We start from the raw sequence: 20,562 nt of genomic DNA, 5'->3' as shown, positions 1-20,562 counted from the left end.
CCGTTCACGCGCGCAGGGCGGATAGGCCGCGGGAGGTCTGGCTCTTGACGGTGCCGACGGAGATCCCGAGGATCTCGGCGGTCTGTTCGGCCGAGTAGTCGAAGTAGAAACGCAGGATCAGCACGGCCCGCTGGCGGGGCCCGAGGGAGGCCAGCAGGGCGGCCAGCGAGGTGCGGTCGTGCACCCGTTCGACGGCGGCTTCCGGCTGGTCGGGCAGGGTCTCGGCGGCCCGTTCCCGGCGCCACGGCCGGCGTCGTTCGTCGAGCCAGGTCCGGGTCAGGACCTTCTGCGCGTACGCGTCCGGATTGTCGGCGTGGCGGACGGCCCGCCAGTGCCGGTAGAGCTTCGTGATCGCCATCGACACCAGGTCGTCGGCGGTGTGCCAGTCGGAGCACAGCAGGTAGGCGGAGCGCCGCCACCGTTCCATGCGCTGTTCCACGAACTCGTGGAACTCACGGTCGTCCGCTCGGGACAAGGAGGGGTCCTTCCGGTGGGGGCGGGCATCGGCACGGGTACGACGCGGCCCCCACCGGGCCGGGTTGCACGGTTCAGGAACGAACCGCCTTCCCTGTGCCGGGAAGCGGGTCAGGAACGGACGGCCTTCTCGGTGCCGGGCAGCGGCTCGGGGGCGATCCGGTCGAGTTCGCTCACCACGTCGAGGACGGCGAGCGCGGACTTCTCCACGAGCGGGCGCAACCGCCGGTAGAGGGCGGCGTCCGCCGGGTCGGGGCGGGTGACGTCGCCGGTGGGCACCAGGGTGGCGGCCCGGTCCAGGTCGGGGAGTTCGCCGAGGGAGTGCCGGGCCAGCAGGCAGGCGCCCAGGGCGGTGCCCTCGGGCACGTCGGCGACGGCGACCGGCAGGTCCAGGGCGGCGGCCAGCACGTCGATCCACAGCCGGGAGGCGGCGGCCCCGCCGGTGGCCCGGATCTCGGTGAGCGGGGCGCCTTCGGCGTCGAACGAGTCGCGGACCAGGGCGAGCTGCTGGCAGACACCTTCGACGGCGGCGCGGACCAGGTGCGGGCGGCCGTGTTCGCGGCGCAGCCCGAGGTAGGCGCCGCGCATGCCGGGACGCCACCAGGGGGCGCGTTCACCGAGCAGGTACGGCAGGCAGAGCAGCCCCTCACTGCCGGCCACGATCCGGGCGGCCTCGTCGAGGAGCTGAGCGTCGCGGCCGTCCTCGTCGTCGTCGGCGGACGGCAGCAGAGCCTCACCCGCCCACCGGACCACCGATCCGGCGTTGTTGACCGCCCCGCCGATCACCCAGCGGTCCTCGGTCAGCGCGTAGCAGAACAACCGCCCGTCCTGGTCGCTGGTGGGGGCGTCCACCACGGTGCGCAGCGCCCCGCTGGTACCGAGCGACACCGCCCCGACACCCCGGGACACCGCGCCGACCCCGAGGTTGGCGAGCGGCCCGTCGGCGGCGCCGATGATCAGTGGCGTCTCCGGGGGCAGCCCGGCGGCGACGGCGACCGAGCGGTCCAGCGTCAGCGGGTGGGTGGTCGGGACGACCTCGGCGAGCTGCTCCGGGCGTACCGCGGCAATCGAAAGAGCGTCTTGGTCCCACTGCCGGGAGTGGATGTCGTAGAGGCCGGTGCCCGAGGCGACCGACAGGTCGACGAGGAAGGGACCGCCGGTCAGGGCGGCGACGACCAGCTCCTTGACCCCGCCCCAGCGCGGCGTGTCCCGGAGGAGACCCGAGTCCTCGTCGGCCCACCAGGCGAGTTTGGTCAGCGGTGACATCGGGTGCACGGGGGTGCCGGTGCGGGCCTGGAGTTCGCGCGCGTGGCCGTCGGCGACGATGCGTTCGCACTGTCCGGCGGCCCGGTTGTCGGCCCAGGTGACGACGGGGCCGCGCGGGCTGCCGTCGGCGTTCATCGGGACGAGGGCGTGCAGGAACGAGCTGAGTCCGATCGCGATCACCCGGTCGCCGCGCTCGCGGCAGGCGGCGGCGACCTCGGTCAGGGCTTGGCGGGCGGCGTCGGCCAGCGCACGGCCGTCGAGTTCGGCACGGCCGGGGCCGGGCACGGATAGCGGGTAGTGGACGCTGGTCAGGGCGCGGATCTCACCGTCCGGCCCGGCGGCGATCCCTTTTGTCGAGGTCGTCCCGGTGTCGATGCCGATGACCACGTCCATGAAGTCCCCCTACCGATGAAAGCCGAACGCCCCACCGGACGTTATCCGGTGGGGCGTCAGACGAAACGGATCAGCGCTGGTCGGCCGGGACGAAGTCGCGGACCGGGGATCCGGTGTAGATCTGCCGCGGGCGGCCGATCTTGTTGGCCGGGTCGACGATCATCTCGCGGTACTGGGCGATCCAGCCGGGGAGCCGGCCGATCGCGAACAGGACCGTGAACATGTCCGTCGGGAAGCCCATGGCCTTGTAGATCAGGCCGGTGTAGAAGTCCACGTTCGGGTACAGCTTGCGGGAGATGAAGTACTCGTCGGAGAGGGCGATCTCCTCCAACTTGAACGCGATCTCCAGCAGCGGGTCCGGCTTGTCCAGGGTGGAGAGCATCTCCTGGGCGGCCTTCTTCACGATGGCGGCGCGCGGGTCGTAATTCTTGTAGACCCGGTGGCCGAAGCCCATCAGCTTGACGCCTTTTTCCTTGTTCTTCACTCGCGTGACGAACGAGTTGACGTCTCCGCCGTCCTTGCGGATCTGCTCGAGCATCTCGAGGACCGCCGCGTTGGCGCCACCGTGCAGCGGCCCGGAGAGGGCGCCGATGCCGGCCGAGATGGAGGCGAACAGGTTGGCCTGCGAGGAGCCGACCAGCCGCACGGACGACGTGGAGCAGTTCTGCTCGTGGTCGGCGTGCAGGATGAACAGCATGTCCAGGATCTTGGCGATCTTGGGGTCGACGTCGTACTGGACGGTCGGCAGGCCGAACGTCAGGCGCAGGAAGTTCTGCACGTAGTCCAGGGAGTTGTCCGGGTACGGCAGAGGGTGGCCGATGGACTTCTTGTAGGTGTAGGCGGCGATGGTCGGAAGTTTCGCCATCAGGCGGATCGCCGAGATGTCGACCTGCTCGGCATCGAGCGGGTCGAGCGCGTCCTGGTAGAACGTCGACAGCGCGGTGACGGCCGAGGACAGCACCGACATCGGGTGTGCGTTGCGCGGGAAACTGGAGAAGAACGTGCGCATCTCCTCCTGCAGGAGCGTGTGCACACGGATCTTGTCGGCGTAGTCGCGCAGCTGCGCCGGGGTGGGCAGCTCCCCGTTCATCAGCAGATAGGACACCTCGAGGAAGGTGCTCTTCTCCGCGAGCTGTTCGATCGGGTAGCCACGGTATCGCAGAATGCCCTGGTCACCGTCGATGTAAGTGATCGCCGAGGTGGTCGACGCGGTGTTCACGAAACCCTGGTCCAGGGTTACGTAACCGGTCTCCTTCAGCAGAGCACTGACGTCGATGCCGCCCGGACCGTCGACGGCCTTCTTGACCGCCATCGACAACTGACCACCGGGGTGGTCGAGCTTGACATCCGTCATGTATTTCCCTCACTTCACCGGCAGATGTCCCAAAGATTTTGCCGTTCACCGTAAACCCTCAACCTGAATGGGTCATCAGGTGGCCACCCGTTGAGGCATTGGTCACCAGTACGTATGGGTCGTTGCGCCATAGACAATGGTCGGTATATTGCGACTCTGTTACGGGAGGCCCTATGCACATCGTCGTGGGAGTCGGCCGTCTCCCGGCCGATTCGGCCGCGATCCGGCACGCCGCGCGGGAAGCTGTCTCCCGCGGGCGCGTGTTGCGGGTGGTGCACGCCTTCGGCGGGCCCGCCGGCTCCGGCTACGGACCCGCTCGCCGGGTCGCCTCGCATCTCGTCGACGAGGCGGTCGCCGCCGCCCAGCGTTACACACCCGGCGTCCGTGCGCGCGGTCAACTCGTGGATGGCCCGGCCGGGCGGGTACTCCTGCGACTGAGCCGGACCGCTGTGCTGCTCGTGATCGGTGAGCCGTCCGCCCAGGTGGTGACCGGGGCGTGGTGCCCGGTGGCGGTGGCCCGCACCCATCGCACCCCGTCCGGGCCGGTGGTGGCGGCGGTGGACGGCTCGCCCGGCGCGGAGCCGGTGCTGCGGTTCGCGGCCGAGACCGCCCGGCGCCGCGGCGGGGCCCTGCACGTGCTGCACGTGGCCGCGCCGGGCCGGGCCACCGACGGCGGGCCGGTGCTCGCCGCGGTGCTGAAACGGGTTCCGGAGGCGGACGGGGCGCTGCGCCGGGTGCTCACCGGCAGTCCGGCGGCCACCCTGATCGGCGTCTCCCACCGGGCCGGGCTGCTGGTGCTGGGGCCGCGGGACACCGCGCCGGGCGGGCGGCTGGGCACGGTCGCCGACACGGTGCTGCGCCACAGCGCCTGCCCGGCTGTTCTGGTCCGGGCCTCGCTGGAAAACCCGATAAGGGCGGAAGCCCGGTAACATCCCTGCCCGAATTGCTACCGTTGGCCCATCTATTGATCTTCGGGCCGTACGGGAGGAATGCCCGGTGCGCTCCGTGCTCCCCACCGCCGTCATGCTCCGGTTGTGGCAGGTCATAGCCGCTGCCGGCATCGTCGTCACGCTGATCTACGCCACCGCTCCGGACTCGGCGATCGCCACCGCCGGTTTTGTCGGGCTCGGCGTCGCCACCGTCGCGGGCTGCTTCGCCGGGCCCCGCCGGTGGGGTGCCCAGCCCCGCAGCGCCTGGCTGACGATGGCCGCGTCCGCGCTGTTCTTCCTGATCGGCGTGATCGTCCGGCCGACCGTCACCGAGCAGCCGATGCCGTGGCCGCTGGTCGCCGACGTGGCCAGTTTCAGCGGGTACCTGCTGCTCGGCGCGTTCCTGGTGGCCCTGATGCGGCAGCGCGGCAGTCTGGACCGGCACGCGGTGCTGGACTGCGCGATCGTCTTCATCGCCGCCGGGCTGGTCAGCACCCTGCTGCTGGCGGTTCCGGCGGCCACCGTCCCGGGCCGCAGCCCGCTGCTGTCGATCATCCAGGGCACGTACCCGCTGCTCGACGTGATGTTGATGCTCCTGCTGCTGAACCTGACCTTCACGGTCAAGCACTGGCCGGTCAGCCTGATCGCCTACCTCGCCGTGATGACGATGCTGGCGGCCGGTGACCTCGCCTACGCGATCGCCGGGGTGAACGGGCAGATCTACGCGTCACCGCTGCTCAACGTGCCGTTCCTGCTGGCGTACACGGCTCTCGGGGTGGCCGCCCTGCACCCGTCGGTGGCGGACATGAGCCGGCCCGACAAGCTGCCCGCCCAGGCCTGGTCCTGGCCCCGGCTGGCGCTGCTGCTGCCCGCGCTGGCCACCCCGTTCCTGCTGCTGCCCACCGCCGGCGCCCGGTCCGGTGCGGCCCGGCTGCTGATCGCCACGTCCGGCCTGGTGATCGTCGGGCTGCTGCTGCTCCGGGCGGTCGCCGCGGTCCGGGCCCAGGTCGCCGCCCAGCTGCGCTCCGAGCACCAGGCCACCCACGACCCGCTGACCGGGCTGCCGAACCGGCAGTCGATGTCCGCCGAGATCACCCGTCTGGTGACCGTGCCGGACCCGGAGGGCCACAACCGGATCTGGGTCTACATGCTCGACCTGGACGGCTTCAAATGGGTCAACGACTCGTGGGGCCACGACACCGGTGACCAGCTCGTCATCGACGTGGGGCGGCGGTTGCGGACCGCGGTCCGCGGCGGGATCCCCCTGGCCCGGGTGGGCGGGGACGAATTCCTGCTGGCGTACGTCGGGGAGAAGGGCGACGCCCTGCGGCTCGTCGACGACATCCGCGGCTGTTTCGCCAGGCCGTTCCTGGTCCGCGACCACGAGGTGGTGATCAGCGCGTCGATCGGCATCTCGCACGCCGAGGCCGACCCGGCCAACGCCACGGTGATCGCCGAGGCGCTGATGCGCGACGCCGACACCGCGATGTACCGGGCCAAGGGCGAGGGCCCCGGCCGGTCCACCATCTTCGACACCAGCATGCACACCCAGGTCCGGGAACGCATCGAGCTGGAGGTGGCGCTGCGGCAGGCCCTGGAGAAGGACGAGCTGCACGTCGCGTACCAGCCGATCGTCCGTCTGGAGACCGGCGTGCCGGTCGGCGCCGAGGCCCTGGTCCGGTGGGACCACCCGGAACGCGGGTCGATCCCGCCGATGACGTTCATCCCGATCGCCGAGGACGCCGGGCTGATCACCGTGATCGGCGCCTGGGTGCGCAAGGAGGCGCTGCGCCAGCTCGGCGTGTGGCGCTCGGAGGGCACCGTCGGCGACGACTTCTACCTGTCGATCAACGTGTCGCCCCGGCAGCTCAACGACCCGGAGCTGCCGCTGATCGTCTCCGGCGAGATGGTCCGGTACGGGGTCCCGCCGCACTGTGTGGCCCTGGAGATGACCGAGTCGGTGATGGTCGACGGCTCCAGCGTCACCGCCCGGGTCCTGTTCGAACTGCGCGAGCTGGGCGTGAAACTGCTGGTCGACGACTTCGGCACCGGCTTCTCGGCGCTCGGTTACCTGCGCCGCTTCCCGGTCACCGGGGTGAAGATCGACCGCTCGTTCGTGACCGGTCTCGGCGTCAACCTGGAGGACGACGAGATCGTCCGGGCGGTGGTGGCGATGAGTCACGCGCTCGGGCTGTCGGTGATCGCCGAGGGTGTGGAGACCCCGCTGCAGCGGGAGGCGCTGCACGCGGTCGGCGTGATCAACGGGCAGGGCTGGCTGTGGGGGGCCGCGGTGTTCGCCCCCGAGTTCTCCGACCGGTGGCGGGAGATGGTCCGTCGTACCCCCGCCACCGCGATCGAACCCCGCCTCTACGGCGCCTAGACGCGCCGGCGTTCGGAGCCGCCGCTGACCCGGCGGTCCCGGATCAGGCCGCGCCGTTCCTCCCGGCGGGCCGGCAGACCCGCCTTGGGGAACTCGTACAGCCAGAACGACTGGGCGTCCATCCGGGTCGGCTGGGCCCGCCCCGCCGCCCGGCCCAGGATGATCGAGATCATCCGGGGCAGCGAGTGCCGGTCCTCGTTGTAGGAGCAGATGTCCACCACGACCTTGCCGTCCACCTCGCCGATCGGCTGGTACATCCGCCGCAGCAGGGCGATGAACACCCCCGAGCCGCGGGTGCCCCGGTCCGCGCCGACAAAACTGACGTAGAAGATCCGGTTCTCCCGGTACAGCTCCGGCCAGTGGTACTCGAAGTACTCCGGAGAGATCAGCGAGATCGCGTCCAGTTCGGTGGTCATCGCGGCCAGGCCCACCACCCCGCCGTCGTCGGCTCTCGCCACGTACTTCGGCACCCGCTGGTCCGTCATCAGGTCGTCGAACTCGTCGCGGTACAGCAGATGCCTGTTGACCGCGAGAACCCTCAGATCGTTGAAACAGTCCAGGTAGAAGTTCCAGGCCTCGTCCAGCAGATCGGCCGGCAACTCCGGCAAGACCTCCACATGCATGATCCGCCTCCTCTCGGAGACAAACCTTTCAGGGACCCTGGTGCCATGCGGGCAACTCCGGCATTATTCGCACGCGGATTCCACAGTTATGGGAGGGATCATGACCTTGCTCGTCACGCTCCTGGTGATCCTGATGGCGGGGCTGCTCACCGCCCTGGCCGCCGCGACCCGGTAGAACGTCTGTATGCGCTTCGCCACCTGGAACGTCAACTCGGTCCGAGCCCGGCTGCCGCGACTGCTCGACTGGCTCGCCGGCACCGCCCCCGACGTCGTGTGCCTGCAGGAGACCAAGGTCGCCGACTTCCCCGAGAAGGAGGTCGCCGACCTGGGGTACACCACCGCGTCGTACGGCCAGGGCCGGTGGAACGGGGTCGCCGTGCTGTCCCGGATCGGTCTCGACGACGTGCGCCCCGGATTCGACGGGATGCCCGGGTTCCCCGACCCGGAAGCGCGGGCCGTCAGCGCGGTCTGCGGCGGGATCCGGTTCATGTCGGTGTACGTGCCGAACGGCCGCACTCCGGAGGACCCGCATTACGCGTACAAGCTGCAATGGCTCTCCGCCCTGCGCCAGGCCCTGGTCCCGGACCTGGCGGCCGGCCCGCTGGTGGTGGCCGGCGACTGGAACGTGGCGCCGGACGACAGCGACGTCTGGGACATCTCGGTCTTCGCCGGCGCCACCCACGTCACGCCGCCGGAACGGGACGCGCTCGCCGCGATCCGCGGGATCGGGCTCACCGACGTGCCGGCCCGTCCCCTCAAAGGTGATCACCCTTACACCTATTGGGACTACCGTGCGGGCATGTTCCACCAGAACAAGGGCATGCGGATCGACCTCGTCTACGCGAGCGCCGGAGTGGCCGCGAAGGTCTCCGACGCGTACGTCGACCGGGAGGCCCGCAAGGGTAAAGGGCCGTCGGATCACGCCCCCGTGGTGGTCGATCTGACCGGTTCGCCGGGCGACCACGTAGGCTGATGAATGTGAGACGGACGAGACGGGAGGCACGATGACAGCTCTGCTCCAGGCATCCTTCCTGACCGAGGCGGGTCACCGGCTGTCCGCGTCCCTGAACACGCGGCGTGTCGTGCGGACCACGGTGGAGCTCGCCGTCACCCACCTCGCCGACGCCGCCGTGGTCGTCCGCCCGGCCCACCGCCGGCAGAGCGCGTGGACCAGACTCGCCCCCGGTAACCAGATCGAGGAGGGCACCCTGCGGGAGAGCCTGCTCGCCGAGGTGCCCGGCCTGACCGAGGCGCTCGGTGGCTTCCCGCCCATCCCGAGCCGCTGGCTGGACCCGGCGCAGGCCCCGGCCTGGCTGGTGCCGGCCTCGCTCGGCCCGATCGGCGCGCTGCTGGTCGTCCCGCTGCCCGGCAACGCCGAGCCGGCCGGGGCGCTGATCCTGGCCCGCGGCGGTCCGGACGCGGTCTTCACCCCCGAGGACGAGATGCTCGCCCGGGTGTTCGCCGCCCGCGCCGGCACCGCCATCGCGGCCGCCGTGCTCTACCAGGAGCAGGTCGAGATCACCGCGGTCCTGCAGGCCGACCTGCTGCCGCCCGAGCTGCCGCGGGTCGACGGGATCGAGCTGACCGGCTCCTACCAGGCCGCCCGTGAGGCGCTGCGGATCGGCGGCGACTTCTACGACGTCTTCACCCCCGACGACGACAACACCGACACCGTGATCGCCCTCGGCGACGTGTGCGGCACCGGCCCGGAGGCGGCCGTGCTCACCGGCAAGATCCGGCAGACCCTGCGGGCGCTGCGGCTGGTCGGCACCGGGCCCGAGCAGATGCTGCACGTGCTCAACAAAGCGCTGCAGCAGTCCGGCCGGCAGTCCCGGTTCGTGACCCTGGTGGTCGGCTCGGTCACCCGCTCCGACCACGGGCGGGTGCGTCTCGACCTGGCCACCGGCGGCCACCCGCCGCCGCTGATCCTGCGCACCGACGGCACCGTCGAGGAGGCGCCGGTCAGCGGCACCCTGATCGGTGTGCTGCCGAAAACCGTGGTGCGGCCCGCCACCGTCGAGCTGGCCCCCGGCGAGCTGTGCCTGATGTTCAGCGACGGCCTGACCGAGGCCCGCGGCGGCCCGGCCGGCAGCGAACAGTACGGTGAGGAGCGCCTGCGCCAGGCCCTGTCGTCCTGCCGCGGCATCCCCGGCGCCGCCGCCGTCGAGCGCATCCGGCAGCTGGTCTCGGACTGGTCACACGGCGGCCACTCCGACGACATCGCCATGCTGGCGGTCCGGGCCCCCACCCGAACCCCCCTGAGCCTCCGCGGAGGCGGAGCGGCCACCCCGTCCCCCTGGGCGATCCCGGACCGACCGCCCCGCCCACGCCCGTGACCACCACCGCCGTGCCCGTCTCCGCGCCGCCCGCGCCCGCCGCCGTGCTCAGCTCCGCGCTGCCCGCGCCCGTGACCGCCGCCGTGCTCATCTCCGCGCCGCTCGCGCCCTTTGCTCCGGCGGCCCGGCGATGACCGCCCATCAGGTTGTCACCCGGATCGACGGTGCGCTGGCCGACCATTACCTGTCGCTGGTCGCCGACGGTGACGAGCAGGCCGCCGCCGAGCTGGTCCTGGGCCTGCTCGACGACGGCGTCCCCGCCCAGCGGATCATCGTCGACCTGATCGGCGCCACCCAGGCGAGGGTCGGCGAGTTGTGGGCCGCCAACGAGTGGTCGGTGGCCCGCGAACACGCCGCCACCGCAGCCGGCGAACGAGCCCTGGCCGCCCTGGCCGGCCGAACCCCACCCGTCGGCCGATCCGGCCGCCCGTTCCGCGGCCGGATCGCCCTGGCCTGCGTGGACGGCGAATGGCACGGCCTGCCCGCCCGCATGCTGGCCGAGCTGCTGCGCCTGGACGGCTGGCGCGTCGACTACCTGGGCGCCAGCGTCCCCGGCCGCCACCTGATCACCCACCTGCACCAGACCGGCCCGGACGCGGTGGCCCTGAGCTGCATGCTCCCGACCCGCCTCCCCAGGGCACACGCCGCCATCACCGCCTGCCGAGCGGCAGGCGTCCCGGTGATCGCCGGCGGCCGAGGTTTCGGCCCCGACGGCCGCTGGGCCCAACGCCTGGGAGCCCACGCCTGGGCCGCAACCGGCGAGGAGGCGGTGACCCGCCTGTCGGTCGACTGGCCCCCGCCGTACGTCTCCGACCTGTCCCCCGACGGGCCCAACCTCGGCGACGAGGAGTACACCCACCTGGTCCGCAGCCGACCGGAACTGATCACCACCGCGATGCAGCGCCTGGCGGCGGCGTACCCCGAGGCGGACCACTACGACCAGTCCCAGGCGGATTCGACAGCCGAGGATCTGGGCCACATAGTCGACTTCCTGGCCGCAGCGTTGTACATGGGTGAGCCGGCCATCTTCCTGGACTTCACCCGGTGGACGGCCGAGGTCCTGCAAGCCCGGAACGTCCCCCCGAACGCCCTACGGGCAGGCCTGCACCTGATCCAGGACCAGCTGTCCGACTTCCCGTCCGCAGCCGACTTGCTGAACAGGGCTTCGACCCAGATCCCCAAAACCTGACCCCTTTTTCGGTACGAGTCAGCCAGAGCCCCGTGGCCACGACGCGAGGCAGGCGCCGGGTCACCACCGCCCCGCGACCGCCGGGCCGGATGCGGTGGTCCCGAACTCCTACCGCGACGTCTTCTCCCCGGGCCGGCCGAGCCATCGCGGGGTCTCCCACGCGTGCCTGCCCAGCAGGGCCATGAACGCGGGCAGCAGCACCCCGCGTACTACCGTCGCGTCGATGACGACCGCTACTGCCATGCCGACACCGAGCATCTTGTACTCGATGGCGCTGAGCACCACGAACACCAGGAACACCGCGGTCATGAGAACGGCCGCGCTGGTCACCACCCCGGCGCTGCGGGCCACCCCGTCCACGATCGCGTGCCGGGACGGCGCGCCACCGGCCCAGCGCTCGCGAATCCGGCTGAGGATGAAGATGTGGTAGTCCATGCTCAGCCCGAACAGCATGACGAACATGAACAGCGGCAGCCACCCCACCACCCCGCCGTAGGGGGTGAACCCGATCGCGCCGGCCAGGTGTCCCTCCTGGAAGACCCAGGTGAGCACTCCGTAGGCGGCACCGATCGACAGCAGGTTCAGCAGGATCGAGACGACCGGAACGGTCCACGACCGGAACATCACGACGAGCAGCACGAAGGCCAGCGCGAGCACGAATGCGAACACCCACGGCGCCCGCCCGCTCATCCGGTCCGCGAAGTCGTGCGCCGTGGCGGTGCGCCCGCCGACCGCATACCTGACGTCACCGCCCGGCCGCGCGGGACCGTCGACGGCGCTGAACGCGGCCGGCAGGACCCGTTCCCGCAGATCCTTCAGGGCACGTACCGAAATCTCGTCGGTTCCCGAACCGGCCAGCGGAACCCGGACCACCAGCGCGTTGCCGACCTCCGCCACGGCGACCGGGCCGCCGAGCAGGCCCCCGGGCCGCTCAGCCTCGGCCGTGAGCGCGGCGATCGCGTCCCGGACGGCCGGGGTGCCGGCTTCGCCACCGTCCGGCTTCCAGATCACCACCTGGGACGGCGCGGCCGCCCCGGGAAACGGGTCCTGCATCCGGATCGCCGCGTCCACGACCGGCACGGTGCGCGGCAGGCTGTCGATCACCGCCGGGTCCTGCGGGCGCATGCCGATCGCCGGCGCGGCCAGGACGAGCAGCGCCAGCACCGAGACGCCACCGGTGATCAGGGGGCGCCGCACCACGGCCCGCACCACGACGGCCCACACCCGGGACTCCCCGGCCTCGGTACGCTGCCGGCCCAGCCACGGCAACCGGAGGCTGTCGACCCGCCGGCCCAGCACGCTGAGCAGCGCGGGCAGCACACTGACCGACCCGGCGACGGTCAGCCCGACGACCAGGATCGTGCCGACGGCGAGACCACGGAACACGCCGATACCGGTGAGCAGCAGACCGCTGAGACAGAGCATGACGGTGAGCCCGGAGGCGAGCACCACCCGGCCCGACGTACGAGCGGTGATCCGCAGCGCGGCGCCCACATCATGACCGGCCAGCCGTTCCTCCCGATGCCGCCGCAGGTGGAACAGGCAGTAGTCGATACCGACGGCCATGCCGATGAGCAGGACCATCGCGTTGACCGCACTGTTGATCGGCAGCCAGTGGTCGACGACCCGTAACAGCCCGAACGTGGCGAGCACCGCCGTGGCCGTCAACACCAGCGGAACGGACGCGGCCACCGCTGATCCGAAGACGACGAGCAGCAGAACGAGGCTGATCGGCAGCGCCAGCAGGTGCGAGGTCCGGAAGTCGTCCTTGATGGAATCGTCGACCGCCGTCGCCAGGCTGCGGTCCCCCGCCTGCACGACACGAACTCCGGGATGCGCGGCGGCGGTGGCGTCGACCGCCGCCACCGCGGCCCGGAAATGCGGTCTGATCTGCTCCGCGGTCCCGGCGATCTGGAAGGTCACCAGAGCCGAGCGACCGTCGGCGGACACCAGATCGGGGCGGTCACCGCCGAGCGGCGACCCGATGCCGGTGACCGCGCCGGAAGTGCCTTTCAAGGCCCGGACCAGGTCCCGGACGGCCGACCGGAGAGCGGGATTCTCCCGGAACCCGGCACTGCCACCGTTCCCTTCCCCGGGCTGGATCAGGACGCTCTCCCGAACCGGGTTGAACCCGTCCTGCGCCATCAGCGCCCGCGTCGCCGTCCCGGCCTCACCCGGGTCGACGTTGCGCGCACCCGCACCGAACGAGAGGGATCCGGCGGCGACCGAGACGGCGACGAGAAGGATCCAGGCGGCGACCGCCTTCCCGGGATGGCGGACGGACCAGCCGAAGACCCGGGTGGTGGCTCCGGTGTCTTCCGGAACGTGAGCCCGAGCCCGTACACCAGGCAATTCCGGGGCCTTCTCCCCCAGCGCCTCCGGGGGCCGTTCAGCGAGCATGGAGTATCGTCCTTTCCCAGATCAGGGGCATTGCGGAGAAACTCGCCGCGAGGCGAGGTGATGTTTCCTGTCCGGGTCGCCGAGTTGCAGCTCGGCGGCCCGGTGCACTGTCTGCAGGGTGTCACTCGACCTGTTTGAGCACCGTCTCGATGCGATCGATCCGGGTCCGCAGGCCGGCCAGTTGGTCATTGGCCGACACGAGCTGCTGTGCGATCGACTCCTGGCCGGCGACCAGCCGTTCGGCGAGTTCGCGGTACTCCGAGTCCCGGCGCTGTCGCGCACGGGACCGCCCTCGCGCGCCCAGGAGCGCCGCCGCGACGATGATCACGGTGATCAGGAGTGCGAACATCCCGACAGCACCGACAACCTCGGTCCAGTCGCTGCTGCTGGTCATGACAAGTTGTCCTTTCCGATGTCCGGACCGTGATCTCTGATGTCCGGATCGTGATCGTCAGGGCCGGTGAGACTGCCGGCCGCATCACGGACGACTTGCGGCGTCAACGTGAGTTCAAAGGGAACGACCTCGTAGAACTTAAGAGCCTTGCCGTCCTCGGAGAATTCGAGATCCGAGGTGACCAGCCCCGCCGCTTCGAGCTTGCGCAGGTGAACCTGCAGCAGGGCACGGCTGATTCCGAGATCCCGGGCGAGTCGGCTCACATAGTTCCGCCCGCCGGCAAGAGCGGCCAGAACCCGGAGCCGATGCGGACTGGCCAGGGCGGCCAGAACCCGGAGCAACTCATCCCCGCCGCCCTCAGTCACAACAAAACCCTGCACATGCAAAGAAACGTTAGCAGGTACTCCGGAGATCGGTAACCCTCCATTCCCGGCGGCCCTGAGCGGTGCGGCCCTCCACGGTGCGGCCCTGAGCGGTGCGGCCCTGAGCGGCGCGGCCTTGAACGAGCCCAGTCACCCTGCAGCCACCGGCACCCCTCAGCGACCACCACATCCGGCCCGCGGTCGCCGGACGGTCTTAAGCAGGGAAAACCTCGCGTGGCAGTCCGTGACCTGTCGACTTGTGCGAGGCCTCGGTGGCGTACCGAATAAATGGGTTGCGGGTCTTCGGGCACCGCAATAGCGTGAGCGCCATGCTGTGATTCCTTCCCGCCGCCGCCCGCCGTGCCTCGTGTACCGGCTCGGGCCGCGCTGTTCTCCGCATGCCGCATCGAGCCGGAGTGGGTTGGTTCACGCTCTTCTCCGGTCGGCGGCCGACAGCCCCGGGCAGACCGATCACCTGCCGCCCTTCGTCACCCCGGCCCTGTTCCGGCCGGTGACACCACGGTCAAGGCTGTCGTCGCGATCACGGATCGGCTCTGTCCAGCTGTGATCCGGCACTTCTGTTCTCACCGTCCCGGTGGCACCGGATGATCCGGCCCCACCACGTTCTCGGCGAGTCCCACCATCATCCCGGCCGATGCTGCGTTCCCGGTTCGTCCGCGTTCCCGGTTCACCCGTGTCCTTGGTTCACCCGTGTCCTCGGTCGATCGGATCCTCGATCCGGTCGGGGTGCTCGGCTGGGTCGTGAACCTGATGGTTCCGTCGTGGATTGTTCTGGTGGTCAATCGGTTCGGGGATCGCCGTTCGCTTCTCCGCTCCTCTGTGGAGCGCTCAAGGAGGTTGCCTCATGCCTGCTGAACCGTTTTCCGTACGACTGGATCCGGATGAACTCGCCGAGCGGGACATCGCCGCTGCCCTGCGGCCGTCGATGACGGCGGGGTCCGGCAAGGATCACTCACGTGGGTCCGGCGCCGCGCATCACGGCGCCGGGGACGATCGTCAGGCGGCGCGGGAACGTTCCGGCCGCGCTCGGGCGCATCACTCCGGTGGAGGTCGCAGCTACGCCTTTCGCCGCAGCTAGGCCGACCCCTCGCGGCACGACGATCGGCGCCACCCAATGAGAGATGCCCGGCACCGGGATCACCGGTACCGGGCATCTCTCATTACGGTGGGAGTTCAGTCCGCGGCGCGCCTGTCCGGAACCGGTCAGCCGAGCTGGATGAAGATGTCGTCGAGTTGGCCGTGGTACATGTCGCCCGCTCCGGCCAGGTTGGGGCCTCCGACGCGCATCGGCATGTCGTTCTCCACCGACACCGTGGCGGGGACTGCCATGCGGCCGCTCACCACGCCGTCGACGGCTACCGCGAGGGTGCCGTTGGCTCGTTCGCAGGAGATTCGGTGCCAGCTGCCGTCGGCGACCGGGCGGGCCGAGGTCACCGCGAACGTCTGGGCGCTGCCGCGTGCCACCAGCACGCACTGCACCCGGCCGGTCTTGCTGGTGACCTGCATCTTCCACTGGCTCTCGGTGTTGGCCACGCCCTTCTGCATCACGTTGGCGTTGCCGCTGAGCTGGGCGGCGGTCAGCCGCACGCTGGCGGCCCATTTGAAGTTGCGGGTGCCGGGGTCCAGGTCGGCACGGTCGGGCGTTTCGAGGAGCGCCTTGGCACAGTTGGGTACGGCGGCGGCGCAGATGGCGGGGAAGGCGGCGTACCGGCCGGCCCCTTCGGTGAGGATGCTGACCTGGCCGGTGTTGGCGCCGCGCAGGGTGAGTGCGGCGCCGCGACCGGACAAGTCGTTGATCTTGCCGTCTACGGCGCCGCCGTCGAAGTTGTAGCGGGCGACGAGCGCCGGACCGGTCGGCTCGACGGCCGCGGACGCGGGGGCGCCGAGGAGGGGAAGCGTGAGGAGGGCGGACAGGGCCGCGAGCCGGAGGATCTTCATGCAGTCAAACATCCCCTATTGGGAAGTTTCGTGCATTAAGTCCGGTTCAGATTACCTCGTTCGAGGTCACCGCCAGGAGGCAGATCGCGACCAGGCGCAGCAGCGGGAAGTCCGCGGCGGCCCACTCGGCGACGGTCGTCGGGGCGTCGCCGGGCTCGGGCAGCGGGCGCCCGCTGCGGACCGCGGCGGCGGCGAGGCTGCGGGCGTACGCCGCGAGCCCCTCCGCGTCGACCGGGCGGCCGGCGTCCAGAAGCGCGTCGCGCACCGCGGCGGCGTGGCGGTCGACCAGGGCGAGCAGCCCCGGCTCGGCGAACGCGGCGGTCAGGCCGTCGACACCCACACGGGCCATCATCTCGTCGAGGTAGGCCCCGGCGGGGCGGACGGCGGCGACAGAGGCGGCGAAGGCGAAGTTCGTCATGCCGAGAAACCTAAACTGTGCCGCCCGGTCACCACCAGACGAGTGACCGAACGGCACCAGGGGCGAACCGACCTGCTCCTTTTCAGATCGGCAGCGAGTCCATCGCCTTGAATATGCGCTTGTCAGAGACGGGATAGGCGGTCCCCAGAGCCTGCGCGAAGTAGTTGATCCTCAGTTCCTCGATCATCCATCGGATCTCCCGCAAGCCCTCTTCGGCGGGACCGTTGCGTCCCGCTTGCGAGCGAAGTTCGCGGTATTCCGACTCGATCTCGTGAATCTGCGTGGTCAGTTGCCGGTCCCGTCCGAGGCTGCCGCCGAGCCGGTCCAGCCGGTGCACGATGCCGCGCAGGTACCGGGGCATCTGGTGGATCTGCCGCCACCCGGCCTCGGTCACGAACCCGGTGTGCACCAGGCCCTTGAGCTGCTGGCGGATGTCGGCGAGCGCGGGCAGCAACTGCGGGTCGCGCAACGACTTGAGCCGCTGTTCCACGTCGTACGCCGTGGCCAGCACCGCCTGCACCTGGGTGACCAGGTTGGCCACCGCGTCGACCAGGTCCTGCCGCACGGTGTCCCGCAGCGACGCGAACTCGATCGACGACCAGACCGGTCCCCCGGCCTCGGCGACGAGCCGGTCCACGGCGGCGCCCGCGCAGTCGTCGAGCAGGTCGGCGATCGACTTGTACGGGTTGGCCCGGGACAGTTCGAGCTTGGCCCGGTTGTCGAGGCGCCCCTGCAGGAAGCGGGCCGCCGGGGGCAGCGTGAGCAGCAGCAGCCGCCGGGTTCCGGCGGCCATCGCGACCCGCTGCGACGCCTCGTCCTCGAAGACCCGGATCGCCACGCTGTCGGTCTCGTCGACGAGCGCGGGCCAGACGTTGACCTCGTACCCGCCGCGGACCTGGCCGATCCGCCGGGGCAGCATCCCGAAGTCGTTGGCGGTGATGCCGCGCCGTTCCAGGTCGCCGGCCGCTTTGGAGATGGTGGCCTGCACCTTGGGCGCGAGTTGCCGCCGCAGCACCTCCAGGTCACGTCCCTGGGCGACGGTCTCGCCGGCTTCGTTGACGATCCGGAAGTTCATCCGCAGGTGGTCGGGCACCTGGTCGGGCCGCCACGCGTCGCGGGGCACGACGGTGCCGGTGAGCCGGCGCAGCTCGCTGCCGATCGCGTCGGGCAGCGGGCCGCGCCGGACCGGCGCCCGGTCCAGGGCGGCCTCGGCCCAGTCCGGGACCGGCACGAACGCGGTGCGCAGCTGTTTGGGCAGGGCCCGGATCAGCGCGATCACCACGTCGCGGCGGAACCCGGGCACCGACCAGCCGAAGTCCTCGGCGTCGATCTTGTTGATGAGTTCCAGCGGAACGGTCGCGGTGACGCCGTCGGCGGGGGTGTTCGGCTCGAACGTGTAGGACAGCGGAACGCGGACACCGTTGCTGATCCAGGCGTCCGGGAACGATTTCGGATCGACCGTGTCCCGGCCGGCGTTGACCAGATCCTCACGAGTGAACGTCAACAGTTCCGGATCGTCGTGGCGGGCTTTTTTCCACCAGCTGTCGAAATGCCGCGCCGACACCACGTCGGCCGGGATCCGCGCGTCGTAGAGGCCGTGAACGGTCTCGTCGTCGACCGCGATGTCGCGCCGCCGGGCCCGGTTCTCGGTCTCGCCGATCCGTTCCAGGAGCCGTTTGTTCTCGGCGAAGAACTTGTGGTGGGTCTCCCAGTCGCCTTCGACCAGCGCGTGCTGGATGAACAGATCCCGGGACGCCACCGGATCGACCCGGCTGTATCCGATGCGCCGTCGTGGCACGATCGGCAGCCCGTAGAGGGTGACCTTCTCGAACGCCATCACGGCGCCCATCCTCCGGTCCCAGTGCGGTTCGCTGTAACTGCTCTTGACCAGGTGCGGCGCGAGTTTCTCGGCCCATTCCGGTTCGATCCGGGCATTCACCCGGCCCCACAGCCGGCTCGTCTCGACCAACTCGGCCGACATCACCCAGCGCGGCTGTTTCTTGAACAGCGCCGAACCGGGGAAGATCGCGAACTTGGCGCCCCGCGCGCCGATGAACTCGCGTTTCTCCTGGTCCTTCATGCCGATGTGGCTGAGCAGTCCCGCGAGGAGGGCGGTGTGCACCGGTTGCGGCGCGACTCCGGCCTCCCAGTCCTCCTTCAGGACCAGATTGAGGGTACGCGCGACCTGCTTGAGCTGCGAGTAGATGTCCTGCCACTCGCGGATCCGCAGATAGTTGAGGAATTCGTTGCGGCACATCCGGCGGAACTGGTTCCCGGACAGCTCCTGCTGTTTCTCGCGCAGATAACGCCACAGGTTGAGATAGCTGAAGAAATCCGATTCCTTGTCCACGAACCGGGCGTGCTTCTCGTCGGCCTGCTGCTGTTTCTCGGCCGGGCGCTCGCGCGGATCCTGAATCGACAGGGCCCCGGCGATCACCATCACCTCGGCCAGGCACTCCTGCCGGTCGGCTTCGATCACCATCCGGGCCAGTCGCGGGTCGACCGGCAGCTGGGCCAGCTGGCGCCCCATCGGGGTGAGTTTGCGCGACTCCAGGGCCCCGAGTTCTTCCAGGAGCTTGATGCCGTCGGTGATGTTGCGCTGGTCCGGCGGGTCGATGAACGGGAACTTCTGCAGATCGCCGAGCCCCAGGTTGGTCATCTGCAGGATGACCGAGGCGAGGTTGGTGCGCAGGATCTCCGGTTCGGTGAACTCCGGCCGCTGCTCGAAATCCTCTTCGGAGTAGAGGCGGATGCAGATGCCGTCCGACGTACGGCCGCAGCGGCCTTTTCTCTGATTGGCGCTGGCCTGGGACACCGGCTCGATGGGGAGACGCTGCACCTTGAGCCGATGGCTGTACCTGCTGATCCGGGCGGTGCCGGGGTCGATCACGTACTTGATGCCGGGAACGGTCAGCGACGTCTCGGCGACGTTGGTGGCCAGCACGATCCGGCGCTCGCTGTGCCGTTCGAAGACCCGGTGCTGTTCGGCGGCGGACAGCCGGCCGTAGAGCGGGACCACGTCGGTGTTGTACAGATTCTTCTTGGTCAACGCGTCGGCGGCGTCCCGGATCTCCCGCTCGCCGGAGAAGAAGACCAGGATGTCGCCGTCGCGGGGCAGCTCGTCGACGGCGGCCGAGATGCCGTCGACCACGTCCACCGGCTCCTCGGTCTCGTCCTCGGTCACCGTGATCAGCGGCCGGTAGCGGACCTCGACCGGGAACGTCCGCCCGGACACCTCGATCACCGGCGCGGGCTTGCCGTCGGCATCGGCGAAGTGCTGCGCGAACCGCTCGGTCTCGATCGTCGCCGACGTGATGATCAGCTTGAGGTCGGGGCGTTTCGGCAGCAGGTCGCGCAGGTAACCGAGGATGAAGTCGATGTTGAGGCTGCGCTCGTGCGCCTCGTCGATGATCAGCGTGTCGTACCGGTACAGCATCCGGTCGTTCTGGATCTCGGCCAGCAGGATGCCGTCGGTCATCACCTTGACCATGGTGTCGTCGCTGACCTGGTCGGTGAACCGCACCTTGTAGCCGACCGTCGACCCGAGCGGCCGGTCCAGCTCCTCGGCGATCCGCTCGGCCACCGTGCGCGCCGCGATCCGCCGCGGCTGGGTGTGCCCGATCTGACCGCGGACGCCCCGGCCCAGCTCGATGCAGATCTTCGGGATCTGGGTGGTCTTGCCGGATCCGGTCTCACCGGCGACGACCACCACCTGGTGGTCCCGGATGGCGCTCGCGATGTCGTCCTTACGAGCCGAGACCGGCAACCCTTGCGGGTACGACACGACGGGCACCGAGGCGATCCGGCTTTCCAGCCGTTTCAGGGATCGACCGACCTCGGTCTCGATCTCGGCGAGCGCGGTGGCCCGCGCGTCGTCGTCGCGGATCCGCCTGGTCCCGTCGAGGCGGCGCTGGAGCCGCCGCTGATCGCGGGGCAGCAGTTCGGTGATCTGGGTGCGCAGGGCGGCAGGCGTTATCGACATGGCGCAGCAAGGATAGGCGCAACCGCCGCCGACCGCCCCGTGATTAACGACGCCCTCGACCACCCGGTGGCTCCGGCGGGTCAACGGCCGTTTCCCGGCACGT

General features: G+C 70.2%; 15 protein-coding genes. 5 read left to right on the top strand and 10 right to left on the bottom strand.

The genetic code is table 11. The annotated features are described in order from the left end of the window. Nucleotides 1-4: 4 nt before the first annotated feature. From Aco03nite_RS02480 to Aco03nite_RS02470, 3 genes are all read right to left on the bottom strand, one after another. On the bottom strand, nt 5-475 hold the full coding sequence (locus tag Aco03nite_RS02480; protein ID WP_203792914.1) for a SigE family RNA polymerase sigma factor: 471 nt from the start codon (nt 473-475) through the stop codon (nt 5-7). A gap of 110 nt (nt 476-585) precedes the next feature. Then, nucleotides 586-2,133 (bottom strand): gluconokinase, encoded by a 1,548-nt coding sequence (locus Aco03nite_RS02475; protein ID WP_203792913.1) that lies wholly within the window; start codon nt 2,131-2,133, stop codon nt 586-588. Nucleotides 2,134-2,203: 70 nt separating this feature from the next. After that, a complete protein-coding gene (locus Aco03nite_RS02470) occupies nt 2,204-3,487 on the bottom strand; it encodes a citrate synthase (RefSeq protein ID WP_203792912.1) in 1,284 nt (427 codons plus the stop codon). Nucleotides 3,488-3,660: 173 nt separating this feature from the next. On the opposite strand from Aco03nite_RS02470, the gene Aco03nite_RS02465 reads away from it, so the two are divergent. Continuing rightward, nucleotides 3,661-4,416 carry a universal stress protein gene (locus Aco03nite_RS02465; RefSeq protein ID WP_203792911.1) on the top strand — a complete coding sequence of 252 codons (756 nt, stop codon included), beginning with the start codon at nt 3,661-3,663 and terminating at the stop codon, nt 4,414-4,416. Between the two features lie 67 nt (nt 4,417-4,483). After that, entirely contained in the window at nt 4,484-6,796 is a 2,313-nt protein-coding gene (locus Aco03nite_RS53960) for a putative bifunctional diguanylate cyclase/phosphodiesterase (protein ID WP_203792910.1), read from the top strand. On the opposite strand, the gene Aco03nite_RS02455 is transcribed toward Aco03nite_RS53960, so the two are convergent. Beyond that, a complete protein-coding gene (locus Aco03nite_RS02455) occupies nt 6,793-7,419 on the bottom strand; it encodes a hypothetical protein (RefSeq protein ID WP_203792909.1) in 627 nt (208 codons plus the stop codon). The genes Aco03nite_RS53960 and Aco03nite_RS02455 overlap by 4 nt on opposite strands. 184 nt (nt 7,420-7,603) lie before the next feature. On the opposite strand from Aco03nite_RS02455, the gene Aco03nite_RS02450 reads away from it, so the two are divergent. The 3 genes from Aco03nite_RS02450 to Aco03nite_RS02440 all read left to right on the top strand — a co-directional run bounded on the left by Aco03nite_RS02450 (nt 7,604) and on the right by Aco03nite_RS02440 (nt 10,944). After that, nucleotides 7,604-8,392 carry an exodeoxyribonuclease III gene (locus Aco03nite_RS02450; RefSeq protein WP_203792908.1) on the top strand — a complete coding sequence of 263 codons (789 nt, stop codon included), beginning with the start codon at nt 7,604-7,606 and terminating at the stop codon, nt 8,390-8,392. 31 nt (nt 8,393-8,423) lie between these two features. Next, nucleotides 8,424-9,755 carry a PP2C family protein-serine/threonine phosphatase gene (locus tag Aco03nite_RS02445; protein ID WP_203792907.1) on the top strand — a complete coding sequence of 444 codons (1,332 nt, stop codon included), beginning with the start codon at nt 8,424-8,426 and terminating at the stop codon, nt 9,753-9,755. A gap of 130 nt (nt 9,756-9,885) precedes the next feature. Beyond that, nucleotides 9,886-10,944 carry a cobalamin B12-binding domain-containing protein gene (locus Aco03nite_RS02440; protein WP_203792906.1) on the top strand — a complete coding sequence of 353 codons (1,059 nt, stop codon included), beginning with the start codon at nt 9,886-9,888 and terminating at the stop codon, nt 10,942-10,944. 108 nt (nt 10,945-11,052) lie between these two features. Here the strand turns inward: Aco03nite_RS02440 and Aco03nite_RS02435 are convergent, their stop codons facing one another. From Aco03nite_RS02435 to hrpA, 6 genes are all read right to left on the bottom strand, one after another. After that, nucleotides 11,053-13,344: an MMPL family transporter gene (locus Aco03nite_RS02435; RefSeq protein WP_203792905.1), complete on the bottom strand. Its 2,292-nt coding sequence runs from the start codon at nt 13,342-13,344 to the stop codon at nt 11,053-11,055. 121 nt (nt 13,345-13,465) lie between these two features. Then, nucleotides 13,466-13,738 (bottom strand): hypothetical protein, encoded by a 273-nt coding sequence (locus Aco03nite_RS02430; RefSeq protein ID WP_203792904.1) that lies wholly within the window; start codon nt 13,736-13,738, stop codon nt 13,466-13,468. Beyond that, entirely contained in the window at nt 13,735-14,103 is a 369-nt protein-coding gene (locus Aco03nite_RS02425) for an ArsR/SmtB family transcription factor (RefSeq protein ID WP_203792903.1), read from the bottom strand. The genes Aco03nite_RS02430 and Aco03nite_RS02425 overlap by 4 nt, the downstream gene beginning before the upstream one ends. A gap of 1,221 nt (nt 14,104-15,324) precedes the next feature. Next, entirely contained in the window at nt 15,325-16,059 is a 735-nt protein-coding gene (locus Aco03nite_RS02420) for a LamG-like jellyroll fold domain-containing protein (protein ID WP_203792902.1), read from the bottom strand. Nucleotides 16,060-16,105: 46 nt separating this feature from the next. Next, a complete protein-coding gene (locus tag Aco03nite_RS02415; protein ID WP_203792901.1) occupies nt 16,106-16,477 on the bottom strand; it encodes a DUF6401 family natural product biosynthesis protein in 372 nt (123 codons plus the stop codon). Nucleotides 16,478-16,559: 82 nt separating this feature from the next. Then, nucleotides 16,560-20,459 (bottom strand): ATP-dependent RNA helicase HrpA, encoded by a 3,900-nt coding sequence (hrpA, locus tag Aco03nite_RS02410; protein ID WP_203792900.1) that lies wholly within the window; start codon nt 20,457-20,459, stop codon nt 16,560-16,562. Nucleotides 20,460-20,562 lie beyond the last annotated feature (103 nt).

It is taken from the genome of Actinoplanes couchii (assembly GCF_016862075.1).
GTDB classification, from domain to species: domain Bacteria; phylum Actinomycetota; class Actinomycetes; order Mycobacteriales; family Micromonosporaceae; genus Actinoplanes; species Actinoplanes couchii.
This window is presented reverse-complemented; position numbering and strand designations above follow the sequence as displayed.